The 16,043-nt window shown below is 33.1% G+C and carries 14 protein-coding genes; 7 read left to right on the plus strand and 7 right to left on the minus strand.

Translation table 11 applies throughout. From position 1 onward, the window contains the following. Nucleotides 1-2: 2 nt before the first annotated feature. On the minus strand, nt 3-2,030 hold the full coding sequence (locus tag HS129_09485; protein MBE7412275.1) for a hypothetical protein: 2,028 nt from the start codon (nt 2,028-2,030) through the stop codon (nt 3-5). Continuing rightward, nucleotides 2,020-2,946 (minus strand): hypothetical protein, encoded by a 927-nt coding sequence (locus tag HS129_09490; protein ID MBE7412276.1) that lies wholly within the window; start codon nt 2,944-2,946, stop codon nt 2,020-2,022. The genes HS129_09485 and HS129_09490 overlap by 11 nt, the downstream gene beginning before the upstream one ends. 57 nt (nt 2,947-3,003) lie before the next feature. On the opposite strand from HS129_09490, the gene HS129_09495 reads away from it, so the two are divergent. Next, a complete protein-coding gene (locus HS129_09495) occupies nt 3,004-3,957 on the plus strand; it encodes a metalloenzyme (GenBank protein MBE7412277.1) in 954 nt (317 codons plus the stop codon). Here the strand turns inward: HS129_09495 and HS129_09500 are convergent. Together HS129_09500 and HS129_09505 are read right to left on the minus strand one after the other, a co-directional pair. Next, nucleotides 3,944-5,140: a tetratricopeptide repeat protein gene (locus HS129_09500; GenBank protein MBE7412278.1), complete on the minus strand. Its 1,197-nt coding sequence runs from the start codon at nt 5,138-5,140 to the stop codon at nt 3,944-3,946. The genes HS129_09495 and HS129_09500 overlap by 14 nt on opposite strands. Next, nucleotides 5,137-6,408, minus strand: coding sequence for a hypothetical protein (locus tag HS129_09505; GenBank protein MBE7412279.1), 1,272 nt, complete (start codon nt 6,406-6,408; stop codon nt 5,137-5,139). Before HS129_09505 ends, HS129_09500 begins: the two co-directional genes overlap by 4 nt. A gap of 227 nt (nt 6,409-6,635) precedes the next feature. On the opposite strand from HS129_09505, the gene HS129_09510 reads away from it, so the two are divergent. From HS129_09510 to HS129_09525, 4 genes are all read left to right on the plus strand, one after another. Next, nucleotides 6,636-7,007 (plus strand): DUF2784 domain-containing protein, encoded by a 372-nt coding sequence (locus HS129_09510; GenBank protein MBE7412280.1) that lies wholly within the window; start codon nt 6,636-6,638, stop codon nt 7,005-7,007. Nucleotides 7,008-7,050: 43 nt separating this feature from the next. Continuing rightward, nucleotides 7,051-7,641: a hypothetical protein gene (locus HS129_09515; protein ID MBE7412281.1), complete on the plus strand. Its 591-nt coding sequence runs from the start codon at nt 7,051-7,053 to the stop codon at nt 7,639-7,641. A 38-nt stretch (nt 7,642-7,679) separates the two neighbouring features. After that, a complete protein-coding gene (locus tag HS129_09520; protein ID MBE7412282.1) occupies nt 7,680-8,699 on the plus strand; it encodes a hypothetical protein in 1,020 nt (339 codons plus the stop codon). Nucleotides 8,700-8,773: 74 nt separating this feature from the next. Beyond that, complete coding sequence (locus HS129_09525; protein ID MBE7412283.1) at nt 8,774-9,556, plus strand: hypothetical protein; 783 nt, start codon at nt 8,774-8,776, stop codon at nt 9,554-9,556. Here HS129_09525 and HS129_09530 read toward each other — a convergent pair. Next, nucleotides 9,553-11,829, minus strand: coding sequence for a hypothetical protein (locus tag HS129_09530; GenBank protein ID MBE7412284.1), 2,277 nt, complete (start codon nt 11,827-11,829; stop codon nt 9,553-9,555). The genes HS129_09525 and HS129_09530 overlap by 4 nt on opposite strands. A gap of 63 nt (nt 11,830-11,892) precedes the next feature. Beyond that, on the minus strand, nt 11,893-12,468 hold the full coding sequence (locus tag HS129_09535) for a hypothetical protein (protein MBE7412285.1): 576 nt from the start codon (nt 12,466-12,468) through the stop codon (nt 11,893-11,895). A 75-nt stretch (nt 12,469-12,543) separates the two neighbouring features. Between HS129_09535 and HS129_09540 the strand changes: the two genes are divergently transcribed. Together HS129_09540 and HS129_09545 are read left to right on the plus strand one after the other, a co-directional pair. Next, a complete protein-coding gene (locus HS129_09540) occupies nt 12,544-14,019 on the plus strand; it encodes a hypothetical protein (protein MBE7412286.1) in 1,476 nt (491 codons plus the stop codon). A gap of 68 nt (nt 14,020-14,087) precedes the next feature. Then, on the plus strand, nt 14,088-15,452 hold the full coding sequence (locus HS129_09545) for an MBL fold metallo-hydrolase (protein MBE7412287.1): 1,365 nt from the start codon (nt 14,088-14,090) through the stop codon (nt 15,450-15,452). Here the strand turns inward: HS129_09545 and HS129_09550 are convergent. Further along, nucleotides 15,444-15,974 (minus strand): hypothetical protein, encoded by a 531-nt coding sequence (locus HS129_09550; GenBank protein MBE7412288.1) that lies wholly within the window; start codon nt 15,972-15,974, stop codon nt 15,444-15,446. The two genes, HS129_09545 and HS129_09550, sit on opposite strands and share 9 nt — an antisense overlap. Between the last annotated feature and the right edge of the window lie 69 nt (nt 15,975-16,043).

Genomic DNA, 16,043 nt, shown 5'->3' on the forward strand with positions numbered 1-16,043 from the left:
TACTAAAGAAAATTGTAAAAATTCTTACCATCATCGGGATATTTATTAACTTTGATATTTAATTGAAGTCTATTTCTATTTATTTTGTCAATCTCTTTTAGAAATTCTTGGGAATCCGTATTTTTGATTATAACAAATATATCCACATGAGAAATAAGTAAGATTCTTTCATCCTTTTTCAAATAGTTTTTAGAATTAGTGATTATATCTTCTAAAATTTTTTCTGAATCTTCAGTTTGAAAAAACTTTAAAACTTTGATTTTTACAAAACTACAAGGCTCTAAACCTGCGTTAGTTGCTTCCTTCATCTCATGGTAAACTTTTGCAAGAATGTCTTCATCCGGAATTTGGAGATAGATTTTCTCTTTTGCTATCCCGCTCACTATTGGAAGAAATGGAGCAATCATTCGATTTAGACACTTTGAAACTATGTCTAATTTTTCAGGTGTGATATAAACATTTTTTTCAAAGAAGAATACCAAATACCCGTCCACAGAATATTTTTTCAATGAATAGACTAAAATCCCACCAAATTTAGAAAGCGCAGAATCGGAAAACTTTTTTCGGAAAAATACGTTTGATAGATATTTATTATTAAAATGAATTTCCAAAAGGTCTTCTTCTTTTTCAAACTGCAAAAATGGGTCATTCCATTGGAAGATTAAATTTGATTTAGTTTCCTCGTCAACTCCCAACGATAGAGAAACCATATAGCAACCCATAGACCTGTTGTATATTGATACACAAACAGATTCCAAGCCCACTTTTTTAGATATACGTTTTAAATATCCAAGAGATTCATGCTCATGGTAATCTTTATCGTAAAGCTCATTTAAAGAATTGTAGAGTTCGGCATTACCATCAGAAAATATTTTTTGGAATAATTTCTCATACTTATCGTCTAACTTCTTCTCATCAGAAATTATTTTGCTATCGACTTTATTAATCAATTTTTCCAATTCGGGGCTAAACACTTTTTCTCGAATTGTATTTACCCCGGTAATGATTATCTCTTTTTTATTTCTTTCTTCCTCTTTGATTTTTCTTAAAAATTGAGGAGTGATAAATATCTCTTTGTGGCTATCAGAAACTAAATCAAACGGTAGAATAAATATTGAATTTCCTGGAGTTTTATTTTCATTTTTATCAGGTACCACTTTTAAAGATTCATTTTCTTTTATCTCAGTAAGATGAGTAGTTGGTTGTTCTATGGAATGATACAATTCTTTTTCTTTGGTTTGAATTTCGTCAATTGAAAGAGTAGTTTTCGGGAGAGCTTTTATTTTTCTTTTGAAAAAAAACAAAGTATCCGTGAAGGCCATAGCAACAAAAATCAACAACAGTACACTCGTAAAGCTCAACCGATTTGAGTTGTATTTTAGTAATAAAAACTCTTCTACAAATCCATACCCCTTTTTTTCAGGAGAGCCGTAGTACAAGTCATACTTTTTACCTTGAATTGAAAATTTAGATTTAGTGAAATTCGAATTCTTGCCAATCAAATAAGATAAAACTTCGCTTGTGTGTATCGGAAATTCATCTGTTTTTATTTTAGAAATCTCGGGATAAAAATACTCTAAGTCGCCTTCCTTCCTAAAACCTCTTAACTCTTTTTCATTAAAAATGGTTACAATCAATTTCCCGTTTACAGGAAGTGCGAAACTCAAACGACCTTTCAATCGAACTAATTTTCCATTTTTATTTTTTAAAATTTCTTGAAGTAAAAATTTCTCATCATTCTCAAGAGTCCAACCGATCGAGGAAGAATTTTCCGGTGTCCATAAAAGCACCTCGTTTATAAACGGGTAGTATAAACCGAGTAAGCTATTAGATTGCCCTTGCATCAAATTTGATTCGATGGAGCGAATAGATGACTCAAATCTCCCAAGCTCGATTTCTAAATCTGATATTTTTCGAGATAGCTCATTTTTATAATACGAGTCATTAGGGAAAAATTTTTCTATTTGATTTAGAAAAACTGTAACAATGAATAAGATAAAAAGGAAAATTTTCAGTTTTTTACTCAACATGTTTTCTCAATTCTCCGTTTATTCTTTTTTCTATTCTACTAAATACTTGAGAGAGTTTTTCTTTTTCTGTAAATTCTAAAACTTGTAATTCTTCTTTTCTGATTTTTTCCCAATCTAAATAATTATACAATAAAAAATACCCGACGCAGGAAAATATTACTACACCAAGAAAAAATTGAACAGCTATCTCCGTAAATTCTCTCAATGGTGTTTCTTCTTTTTGTAAGAATATGGAATAGTTACCGATTGAAAATTTTTTTATCTCAGTATTTTCTTTTTGAAGAAAGTCGTCCATTTTCACTTGGAATGCAGAGCCAGACAAAATCCGAAGGTCATTTGTAAATCTTAAAACTTTATTACTCGTATTATAGACCCAATACTTGCCTTCAAAAGATACATTCAGCTTTTCTATAACACTAAAATTTTCGGGGTAACGGAAACTAAAATAATTCATCCCGTCTAATGACCTATAAATTTCTGAAGTTTCAAATTTAGAAAAATTACCCGGTAGAATAGAGTTTTCAGAAAACCTCAGCTCCTTGTTAAAAACTTCTCGGCTAACAGAATCTGAGTAGATCAACCTAAAAGTCTCATCGTAAATTCGTAAATTTTTCATCCCTAATCGGTTTTGTAAAAACTTTCCTAATTGAGTAGAAGCGTAAGGAAGACCAAAATTTCTCTTTCCTTGTTCGATATTAATTCTATATCTATTTTCTAAAATTCTAGTTGAACTATTCATCTCTTTTTCTATCTTAGTAACTAGGAATTTATTTCTAATAACTTCTGGTGCAAATTTTTCAAAATGAACAAGTCGAAAGGAATTTGGATGAATACACACTACAATCCATCCGGAAATTATGCTCCCGACAATAGTCAAAATAATGATCGCAGAAACTGTAATTTTTAGTTTTGGCATTTTCTTCTATTATCGGTATATCAAATTCAAAAATTCTCTACATACTAAAAAAAAGAAATGATCCTATACATCTTCATTGACGGAATCGGCTTTGGCAAGAATACACCCGACACTAATCCATTTGCAAAGTTTCCGACTGAGTTCTTTTCTCCTCTTGCCGAAATCACAATTCCAAACTCTTCTAAATTCCATGAGATGATTTATGTAAAAACCGACGCTTCGATGGGAGTAGAAGGATTACCCCAAAGTGCAACAGGTCAAACTGCAATCTGGACAGGGATAAATGCTCCCTCAGCCATCCAAAGGCATGTTAGTGGGTATCCTACTTTTACACTTAAAAAAATTATAAGCAAATACTCTATTTTAAAAATTTTGACAGAGCATAAAATAAAATGCGGATTTTTAAATTGCTACAGTCCTTTGTATTTTGAACAGATAAAAAAAAATCCAAGACAAGTCTCAGCATCAACTCTTATCCAAATGGCAGCCGGAATTCCATTCAAAACAATTGAAGACCTGCGAAACGGAAAAGGATTGTATATGGATATTACCCACGAATTCCTAAGAGTTATCGGCAAAAATTATTTAGATCCTACAGATGATTTGCTGATACCTCGAGACCCTTTTCAAATGGGAGAAAGACTATACGAGAATTCCAAAGATTATGACTTGGCAGTATTTGAATATTTCTTAACCGACAAGGTTGGACACGATCGGAATTGGGAAAATGCAGAAAGAGTCATATCCACACTCGAATTATTTTTTCAAGGAATACTTACTCATTTCAATCCTGACAAAGACCAGCTTATAGTAACATCAGACCATGGAAATTTAGAAGACCTCTCCACGAATAAACACACTTCCAATTTAGTCCCTACTATTTTATTTGGAAAATATTCAGACAGTATGAGTAAGAAAATCAAAAGCCTCTATGATATAGTTCCGGAAATTTACTCCGTATTTGATCTGAATATTTTTCTAAACCAAAAAGAATTCCTCAATCATTCTTAGGGTAATCTGGTTTTGGAACATCGTATCGTAAAACTTCGTCTTCACTCGGAATTTCTTTTTCGTCCCTACCTCTATCCCGAATCTCTGAAAACCGTAAATAATTATCTTCTGTTAAAAGCTCTAAGCATTCTTTTTTCCAAGCAATAGCCCTATCCGTAATATGATTTTTGGGATACCTGTGAATGATAGTCTGAAAAACTGAAGCTGCTTTTTCATAGCTGCCCCACTTAAAATATATCGTACCTTTTCTAAACAGTGCAGATTGGTCTAAGGAAGTATCAGAGTTATTCAACATTCTGTCTATGTATTTGATAGCATCCTTTCCTCTTCCGAGGGAGGCATAGCTTTCAGAAATATAATACAGAGACCTCTCTTCAATTTTTGAAGATTCTTTCATTGAAAGAAGTTTTTGAAATGTCTCTATTGCTCTCCAAAATTCTCTCTTATTGTATTGATCTTTTCCCCTTTGGAAAATCGCAGATGAATACTCTGAAATTTTCTTGTCCCCGTCTATATCAAAGTATTTTGCATCCGAAATATAATCATCAAATATCTCATAAGATGCCCAATCCTTTCCTTGACCAAAAAGCACTCTCCCCCAACCGATCCTTGCGTGAGTATTCGATCCATCTTCTTGAACCGCAAGAGAATAATTTTTTCTGGCTTTTTCTAAATCTTTTTTTCTAAAGAAAAAGTCACCCAGAGAGCTAAGCGCAAGAGAGCGAATCTTTTTATCGCTACTCTTCTTCAATACTTCTTCGAGGTGCCCCTTCCCTTCTTCTTCCCTGTTCAATTTTAACAACAAATAACCCAACGAGTAAGACAACTTTTCTCTTTCACCTGTCCATTTTTCTGTAACAAGTTTTTGATTCAGTTCTTGGTATATCTCCAAAGCCCGCATTTGATCGCTATTTTTTTCTAATGCACGACCAAGCCCAAACTGAATCTGAAATCTATACCTCTCACTTCCCTCTTTAGAATTCAACTCAGAGAATATAGAAAGAGCCTTCTCATGACTGGTCTTCGCGGACTGAAGAAGTAACTCTTCTCCTTCTCGAATTTTTTCGGTTAACGATTTATTTTTTTCACTTTCCTGAAAAATTATCGACTGTGAAACCGCAGTAAAAACTCCACCACCTATTAGTAACAATCCTGCAAGTACTATGACCACTCTAAAATTCATTTTCCGGCTCCCAAAACTTCCAGACATCTTTTTATATAAAAATTTACTCTTTCTTCATTATAAATTTTAGCTTCTTCTTTTAAAAAAGAATTCAGTGCTTCTCTGTAATTTCCTGTTCTATAGTAAGAAAGCCCTATGTAAAAAATTGCCTTCCCCTTAGAAAAAATCTCTGTTTCTTTTTCTATATATTGGTTCAACCAATATACGGCTAACCCGTATTTCTTTTTCCAGTACGAATTCTTTAAGATTTCATACAAATCGTTTGGAGAATAGGTATAATCCTTTTTACCGATCTTATCGGATTTTCTTGGGTCTTGTTTTTCTGCTTCTTCTTTTTCTCTCTTTTTTTCTTCTTCAATTTCTCGTTTTTGTGTTTCTTCTTTTTTGCTTTCTGTTATGGTATCTACAACTACAGGATCAGAGGCTTTTCCTCTATCCTTTACATAAAACACCCTCAAAAAACTTCTATTGCCTATCAGTGGAAGAGTTTCCTTACCATTCACTGTGACAGATACCCCGTAATAAAGAGTCTCCGATTTGTGTAAATCTTGATCTAAAAAAGTTATATCCGGGTGATTGACTTCAACAATTTGATCTGCTCTATTTATTTCTGCAAAACTTGATAAAGGCTCGGTGGATCTGTAAATCGTATATTTAGGGGACAAAGAATCCGCATTCAATGGAGGCTCCCATTTCAATCTTAAAAATTGACCTTCCTGAATAATGGTAAGCGCTCGAATCTGATAATCGACAGCCTCATTCTTTTGAGGATTTTTCTCATTTGCCTCAGAAGAAATATTATCGTTATTTTCTACAGGTCTGTCGATCACTATCGGTTTAGAAATATAGTTATTGTCCGGGTGAAAAGTTACTCTTCCCTTTCTTACATCACTGGCCAGCACAACTGCATAAAAATATTTACCAGTTCTAAGGTTATAATCCGTGAAAGAAGTAATCCCGTCTTTTTTATTGCTTGGGTATTTTCCAAGAGAGTCTGCGACGTGCAATTTTTCTAATGAATCAATAATCGAAGAAGACCTTGCAATTATGACATCTCCCTCTTCAGCAGGCGCTTCCCAATCCAATCGGACAGACTTCAAGTTAGGTAAAATCCTTACTGAAAGATTCTTGATTATAGTCGGTCCTAAGCTATCAGTTTTAGATTCATCAGAGGGTTTTACTTCATCACTATAAATTTGCCCGACCTGAATTGACATAAATAGAGCGTATATCAAAAAATAATATAACGATTTTTTTAAAATAGACATAGCTACTATTACATATCGACAATCAAAATACAAAATTTCACTTCCAAAATATTTTTTGCTGCCAATTTAGTAGTAATAGAAAGATTTATCATTGACCAGATTTCTAATTTTTGCCTTCAATAAACTGTATGGTTTGGGGCGTGCCCATAAAAGTTCTCCCCGTAAATACGTATATGCGATTCCAGCAAATTTCAGGACAAGTTTTTGATAGAAAACTATAAGGCGAAATGATTTCATTAAACCTGCAAGATGCTCTTTTTACGGCTCTTCATCTATGTATTATCTTATTCAATTTGTTTGGTTGGGTCGTACCAAGTTTACGAAAATTCAATTTAATTCTGCTTTGCCTTACACTTTTTTCGTGGATCGGGCTTGGTTATTTTTATGGGATCGGTTATTGTCCCTTCACCGACTGGCAATGGGCAGTCAAGGAAAAGTTGGGGGAAGTGAATCTGCCAAATTCTTTTATAAAATATTTCTTAGATTCCATTTTTAAGATTGACTCAAATCCAATTTCAGTAGATATTTTAACTGCCGGATTATTCTTTTTTGCTTTAGCTGTTTCCATATACATGAACTTTTTTAAAAAAAATCTATAGCAAAAATAATATTCTTTACTATTCAGGGAGAGACTACCAAAAGATGAGTCCTAAATTTTTTCTAAATTGGTTGACTGTAGGCTTACTTCTTCCTTCTATTCTACTCTCCTTGGATAACCCAAAAGAGCCAACACTCCCAAGCCTACCCAACTTGACAGATTCAAACGACAGAGATGCAAGAGGAGAAAAAAGGAAAGTCGAAAAAGAAGTGAAAATTTTACTCTGCGACAACAGAGAAATAAAAGGAAAATGGGAATACGAAAAAGACGAGATACATTTTTCCCATAACAAAAACGGGATTTCCTATAATAAAAAATTAAAACTATCAGAAATAACAAAAGTTAGAATTCTTACATGGGAAGGAAAATTTTTAAAGAAAAAAAATGAAGAAAAATTGTATAAATTTTTACCTCGAAGAGTAGAGATATATACCAATAATGCGGTATTTCAAAAAGAAGGGCTTTCAGAATTTTTGGAATTTTCCATTCAAAACGAAAATGGCTCTACAAAACTATACACCTATTGGATCGATGCTTTTAGTGATTCAGGAAAATGGTATTCTAAGCTGCCTATCTTTTTAGGCACTGAGAGAAATGACTGCTACAGAGACGTTATTAAAGAAGTAATATTTTGATTTCTTTTTTTATAATTAAAAATATAAAGGATACTATTATGAAAAAAAACCTATTTCAACTAGTATTATTGTTTTTTTTTAGTTTTTCTCTCTATTCTGAGACTATATTTTTAAAATCCGGTAAGTCTATTGAAGGAAAAATTATTAAGCAATCACCTGAATCTGTAAGAGTAAATTCAAATAACAAAGAATTTGAAATTCCTAAAAAACAAATTTTTAAAATTCGATTCAATGTAACTCAAGCAGAAAAAAAACAATTAGAAAGCCAAGCCCTCCAGATCGCTAAAAAAGAAAAAGAAGCTAAAAATAAGGCAGAGCTTCAAAAAGAAGAAGAAACTCGCCAAATTGAATTAGAAAAAGAGCTTGCTCAATTTGCAAAACCCGAAATCAAAACAAACGAAGAATTAATCAAAAAAGTAAACGATCTGGAATCAAGACTCAATGAACTCGAAAAATTTACAGAAATCCAATCTGACTGGAAAGATTACTACAAAAGAAAAAGAAGCCCATGGGATCTTGTGTGGAGATCGGCTATACTCCCAGGTTGGGGTCTCGTATATGCAAAAGAAGGATACATAGGAAAGGCATATACTTTTTTAACCTTGTTTACTTTGGCTACCGCTATCGGTTTAGAATCTTCAGAAAAATCACAATCTCGAAAATTGAAATCGAAGTTTGTGGATGACTTGATCGTTACACCAGCCATGTATTCGGTTATTGTTCCTGGTTCTAGTGACCCGGCGAATCCGGCTTATTCACTTATTTCGATGCAAAGGTTGAAAGGGGTTTCTAATTTCACAAAAAATTATGATGAGTTACAAAATACATCAAAGATGAAGCATAACGCATTTAGAATAGCTGCCGGTTTGTATATATTTCAGTTGATACACGCAGGGATCAAAGGATATTTCTGGTCAAAAGAAATTACTCAAACAGCGTCAGGGGAAATTGTCACTGAAGGAGTGAATATTCATATTTCTCCTCCTATTCCCTCGATCTCTTCGTTAGCCAGATTGAATGAAGGAAAATCCGAAATCAAATATGTAATTCTTTTCTAATTCAACTAAATTTGACTTGACCACAAAAAAGGTAATCAAGCACACTAAAAAGAAAACTATGCGAGAAGAATCAGTTGAGAAAATCCTACGAAGAAATCCAAAAAATTGTCCAAAATGCAGTAGATAAAGGAAAAATTATTTCTTTAGTTACATATATGATGAGTGACTATGGAGAGAAACAATTAGACATTATCATCCGTACAATTTTAAAAAAATTTCAAAGAGAAGACCTTATTGATATTGCCTATACTTCCGCAAAAGAGTTGGTAATCAACGCTTCCAAAGCAAATGTGAAACGAGTTTTATTTGAAAGACTTTCCTTGGACATTGCAAATGAAAAAGATTATGAAACAGGAATGAATTATTTCGGGTCCAATCTAAGTGAGAAAAAAATCAGATCATATGCAAAAAGTTTTAAAGAAAAAAATTTACCGGTTACGGCTACTTTTTACTATTCACCCGATGTGTTGAATATTAAAGTGAAAAATAACTTTAAATTAGAGCCTATGGAAGAAAAAAGAATTCGAGATAAATTTGGCAAAGCGACAAGTTTTGCGAGTTTACTCGATTTCTATGTAGAGCACGGGGACCACACAGAGGGAGCTGGCATGGGGCTTACTATGGTTGGAATCCTTTTGGATCAGACCGGGATCGACAAACATTCTTTCAGTCTGTATTCCAGTGAAAAGTACAATGAGACCGCCGCGAAGTTAGAAATTCCACTTTCAAATGAATATGTTCCAAAAAGAAAAGCCTTTGAGATGGAGTTAACGTCCAGAAAAGTTTTACCGGAAGAGCTTAGAAATTCCTTTAGTTATACTTATAAAGATTTTCCAGGGATTTTAAGAAAAGATTAACGAACTTTTTTGGGCAAGTACTTGTAGTATTCTACTTCAAGAGTATTGATTAAAAATTTATAGTATCTCACAAGCTCTGTGTCATGGCGAGATTTTTCTGCCTCTGCCCTGTAATATTCTGCAATTTCCTGACGAATCAATGGAGCTTTAAAATCATTTTTACTGAATAGGATAGAGTTAGGCTTATTCCTTGGAACTATATCTTCAGGAATTGCAATTACAACAGAATTTTGAAGTACAGCGTATTCTATAGAAGAAGATACTTTCGCCCGATCTGTTTCTTTTGCAAGTATCGGAACAGAGGACTGAATATCTGTGAGATGGTATTCTATTTTTTTTCTAATAGATTTCAAATCAAAAATCTTGTCAGAAATTTTATTAAATTTCCCGCCAAAAATAAAATTTTCAGCCGCCTTGGATATTATACTCAGCTTATCTTCTTTTTCCTTTAGATTTTTTTTGTCTCCAGAAACTACTGAATTTTCTTCAGGCGTATCTTGTCCCTTCAATTCACGAGATTGTGTATCTTCCATAGATTCCTTCTTCTTGAAAAAAATAGAAGAGAGAACTGCAATTATCAAACTCGCAGGGATTCCGATGATTGCAGATTGGATGCTGTCAAAAGTAAATGATACTGTCATAAAAAAAGTGAATGAAAAAATAAAAGAAAAAATTCCTGCAACAAGATTGAATTTTTTTGCAAACTCTGCCTTTCTGATTTTTTCTTCTTCAAATTTTTCCATTCGTCTGGAATCCTCTAAGAGCCTCATCAATACGTCTGGTTTCAGACTGGAATTCAATCTTGGATTCTTAGGGTTGGACATTTTCGCATTAATTTTTCTGGCTATCTCCAATTGATTTTTATATCGTTTATCGACAGAGGTAAGAGACGTTAGTTTATTTATAACACTCGCCATGTATCCTTGATCTACTACATAAAAAACTTTTTGCCCATTTTCTGATGAGGCTTCATGGGTTCCAAATTCAGATACAATTTTCTCTTTTAGTTTTTTTTGAAAAGTATCAATTTCAATTTCACTTTTTATCCCGATTTTTCTTATTTCTTCTTCTAAATTTATATTGAATAATTTTAGCTCTTCTTTGGTATAATCAGTTATTTTTTTTAATAGACTTTCTTCTAATACTTTATAGGCAAATTCAGATCTCCTATGTATCAGGCTTTCTTTTTCGATAATCAATTTGTCTAAAATTTTCACAGACAATAGGCATGTCTCGGATACTCTTCTTGCAAGGTCTGTTTGACTTGTTTCAAATGGAAACTCTCGAATTAAATCGAGGAGATAGACTACTTTTTCGTGATTTTGCCTTCTACCCGGTTCGGCTCCTTGAATGTACTTTATTTCAAAATCATTCAATTTCGTAAGATAGAAAGAAAAATTTGCCTCTTGTGCAAAATTTTTCAAATAGTGCATGGAAAACTTTTCCAGACCATCTGCTTGCGCTCGGTAATTTGTAATTAGTTCAGGGATTTTTCTGTATTCTCCGGTTTCAGTCAAATCCAATTCATCTATGATTAAATGAAAATCGGATAAAACTTGAATAAGTGCGTTAGTTGACATACCGTAACTGATAAAATCATCTATAAAATCTTGGATAGGGATATAAGAATACGGAGGAAATCCTTTTTTCAAAAGAGAGATAATTTCTGACTCCAAAGATCCAAATTTTGGATACAACCACAAAGGCTCCTTTTTAGAAGGGTGAATTAAAAATTGCCCGGGGTTCTCTTCATCTACCGTTCTGGGTTTTTTAGCTCTATTGGATAAAATTAAATTTACAAGCTCTGTAGATTCCCGAAAGCAAGCCTCCCTATAAGGACGAATATCTGTCTTATCACCTGATTGTGGAGCAATCAATGCAATCTTGGAAACAATTTTATTTCCATCCCTAATCAAAAAAGGATACAAATAGGCAATTCGATTTTCTCCCCTACCATCTAAGTCTAAAATCTGTCTAAGCGCTACATCAATAGCTTGTTCTGTTCTTGCTTGAACGCTCAAGTTTGTATATTTTTGAAGAGACTCACTCAGTTTATCAAGTGTGAGTAAATAAGAAGGGTGAATATCTTTAACCGATTGCTTGGCAATCCTTCTATGTCTGTCTTTCAGCTCATCCATAATGCACTTTGCAACAGGAGAAAGCCCTGGAAGAGTTTGCAAGGTGTGAATATAAATCGGCTCAAGAGAATTCGATACAACATCTGTAGGCTCATCTAAAAATTCAGCTTCAAGGTTTTCAGAAATTTCAGGCATAATTTATAGTTTATAGAAAAGTTATGTGGAGCTATAATAAATTCAATCTAAATTTCATTTTCTTCAGCTTGATTTTTTCCTATGCAAATAAACTGAATAGACTTCTTCCAATTGTTTAAACGAAACTACCAAACCCGATAGCTTCGTGTATTCAGTAAACATATCTTTTAGTGTTGCAGTATCTGAGGCAATCTCGTTTAATTTTCGTATTCCCAATTTTATATTTATAGTAGGCTCATAGATATCGTAATCCTTGTCAACCTTAGAATGAAATTCTCTTTCCACTTCTAAAATAGATAAATCGCTAACTGCCATGTAGCCATAAGAATTTTTAACTTTCATGGTTTTCTGAAAATTCGACAGTATCTTAATCATGCTGACGAGAAATATTAGCTTATCTACTCTTTCGTTTTGAATTCGCACACTATCTTTCAATTGCAATGTATGGTAATAACGCACGATTGCACGAGAAATTTCTCTCTTCTCAAGTTCATTATCTGAAGAAAAATCCTCACTAATGAGAGTTGACACAAAAACTTCCATGTCAGACTTTTTTTCATTTGAAAAAAGATTTGTCTGAACCGAAAAAATTAGTACTATGAAAATTGCTTTTGCGGATAATCTTTCTCTAATTACCATAGAAACATACTCTAATTATTAATTCGGAACAATTTCTGTTTGTCATTTAAAAAAGATTTCGAACATTATCTCAAAATGCAATTTTTTCTAATTTTTTCCCTTCTATTGATTGCACCCTCTCTTTTAGAACTCAATGGAGAATCCTATTCAGGGCATAGGTTAGACGATAGACTGTATGTAACTGGAGGCAGAAAGAAAATCACCCAAGAAAATAGAATGACGAGCATCAAAGAATTTATCGATACCTCAAGCTCTAATGAAGGGTTTCGGTTTTATAATTTGAATTTTCTGAATACAAATTTCTATTCTCAAAAAGGGGGAGACTCTTCGCAAAAAGCCAGACAATACTCTATTTCCGGGAATATCTCTCCCGAATGGACTTTAGCCTATACTAAAAATATACTTACCGCATACCTTGTAGTGTCTCCCATTCTATCCTACACGGAAAAAAATCGTATAAAAAAAGAAGTTCTGAAAAAAAATGATTTTGAAGCGTTAGGAGGAATCCAAATAAATTTCCAATCTTATAGTTTCAACCTTGAGTATGGAAGAGGGTTTCAAAGATTAGACAGCTTTGGGCTGTTTTTTTCAGGTATATCTAATTTCATCAGCTTAACTTCCTTTGCAAAAAATCCAAAGATTAGCCTTAGCTTTTTAGGGGCATCCTTTGAATCAAGAAACAATATTCCTACAACCTATGAAAATATATATAGAGCAAACAAGCTTTATGGGAGCTCTATTTTAATCAGGGAAATACCTCTAATCGACTGGGTGTCTGTATTTACCTATAAACTTTACGAACCGATGCAAGTAGCAAGACAAGAAGGATTTCATTTTGCAAAACAAGATTTTTATCCTTTAGGAAATTTTCTGTATTCGGGAATCGAAATAGAATCAGAACCAATTCAAAAATTAGCAAAATCAGATATCGGTTTTATCTCTGTAAAAGGGTTCAGGGACATGGGAGAATACTCTAATCAAAAATACGATAGCAAAATTTCAACCTCTGCCTATATCGCATATCTTCAAGAAAGATTTGAACTTAAAAAATTTGAACTTAGAATTGGATTACTAAAATCTTCAAAAGATAAAAATTCTAATACTGACAGAGAGAGCAATGGATATTCGGCTCCTTTAAGTAGCCCCAGAATTTTTGGAGGAAGGTCTTCTTTTCTGCTTAATGAAAATATCGAGCCTTTGGAAGAAAAAATTTTTTCGGATGCAGGTGAGCTAAAAAAAAGTAATTTTGAAAATAAAGGAATACAAATTACAAATTTAAGTATGACACTTCACTATTCTTCAAATTTTGAAATTTCTGTATTAGTCAATCATTCCCAGTCCAGAATCGGTATCGGAAAAGAAATCATTCTTCTTGGAGAATATAGGTTTGGAGAATTCAACTATTTTAAAAACAGTTTTTTACTATTTTCTGCTTGCATTGCAAATGTTCAAACCTACAAACAAAACAATATTTTCTTTAATGAAATCAAAGAATCCAAATTTAACCAAGAATTTTTAAGATTCTATTTTTCGGGAGTACTGGCATTTTAAAGATTACACTCTAAAAAAAATCTTGCAATTTTCGCTACACACATTAAAGTAAATTATATTTTAAAACCATGAAACTTAATCTTCAATTTATTGGTGCTACGGGAACTGTTACCGGATCAAAATATCTATTAACTACCAACGAATCAAAAGTTCTTATTGACTGTGGTCTTTTTCAAGGGCTAAAAGTGATGCGTGAAAGAAATAGAAAACCTCTTCCTTTTCGTGAAAATCAAATTGACGCTATAGTCCTGACTCACGCACATTTAGACCATAGCGGTTTTATTCCTCTGATCGTAAAAAATGGATTTAAAGGGTCTATCTATTGCACCCCTGCAACAAATGCGTTATGCGACATCCTATTACCAGATTCAGGACATCTCCAAGAAGAAGATGCAGAATTTGCAAATAAGCATAAATTTTCCAAGCATAGCCCTGCCCTTTCTTTATATACAGAGAAAGATGCAAGAACTTCATTAAAGTATCTAAAAAATGTAGAGTTCAACAAAAAAGTAAAAATCGCGAAAGACATTAGTGCAGAATTTTTTCCGGCAGGGCACATACTCGGATCCAGTATAGTCAGACTTTCAATCAATGGAATTGTTGTAACTTTTTCTGGAGATATTGGAAGGCAAAAAAATACAACTCATTTTCCTCCATCTTCTATTCCCAACACAGACTATCTAATCTTAGAGTCAACTTATGGGGATCGAGTGCACTCGGACGAAAATCCTGAAGAGGTAATCGAAAAAATCATCATCGATACAATTCAAAGAGGAGGAAGACTTCTAATCCCATCTTTTGCGGTGGGAAGAGCACAACAAATATTGTACCTTATTTATAAATTACAAAAAAGAAATTCAATTCCTGAGATACCTGTATTTGTGGATAGCCCTATGGCAAGCGAGGCAACAAAGATTTTTTTAGACTATTCAAAAGAAAGTAAAATTCCAGAAAGCGAATGCAGGGAATTTTCTCGAATTGCAAAATTTATTGAAAGCGCGAAAGATTCCAAAAATTTAAGTGAAGACAAAACTCCATCTATAATTATTTCTGCAAGTGGAATGGCAACAGGTGGAAGAGTTCTTCATCACCTTAAAATAATCGCTCCTAATCCAAAAAATTCTATTCTATTCGCCGGTTACCAAGCTCCCGGGACAAGAGGTGAAGCTATGGTAAAGGGAAACAAATTAATAAAAATTCATGGAGAGCAAATTCCAGTGAATGCAAAAGTTTTTCAATTGGACACTTTGTCCGCCCATGCAGATTCTGAAGAAATAATTACTTGGCTAAAAACTTTTCAAAACCCACCAAAGACGACCTACATCACTCACGGTGAACCATCTGCCAGTGAGACAATGAGAAAAAAAATCAGAGAAGAGCTTGGATGGGATTCTACGGTTCCAGATTATTTAGAAGAAGTTGAACTACATTGAAATAAATTCAATATCACATTGTGACATCTTTTTATAAAACTCAAGATCGTTCTTCAAGGTTTTCCACTGGTCAATAATATTATCCATTCCTGTCCAAGAAAGAAACCATCCAGCAGGCTCCAATAAAGTTTTTGTAAGGTGTATAATAAATTTTTCTGATTTTAAAGAAGAAAGGTATCCGGCAACTACAAGCATTCCGATTCCAAAAAATGTCATAATCGCTCCATTTTTTTTAGTTGAAGAAATATCATTTTGAATTTGTAGATGGTGCTTGTGAAAGTGATCCTTAAGCCTCTTTATGATTATATCTTCATGCTTTAAATTTCTTTTTCTCTTTGGAATGGAAAATTTTAATTCTAATTCTCCGGAAATTTTTTCTCTACTTGCCTTCTTGGCTTCAAACAAAAAATCATCAGATAAAGCTCTTTCAGAAAAATGGCGTACATCAAAATCAGAAAAAATTTCATCATATTGTTTCAAACTTAAAGTAATGGCTTCTCTGCCTGTTCTTCTTCTATTCATACTAATTAAAATTATATTTTTCTAAAATTTATAGTGGTCAAGAGATATTAAAGAAATATTTATAGTATT

Source organism: Leptospiraceae bacterium (assembly GCA_015075105.1).
GTDB lineage: Bacteria > Spirochaetota > Leptospiria > Leptospirales > Leptospiraceae > JABWCC01.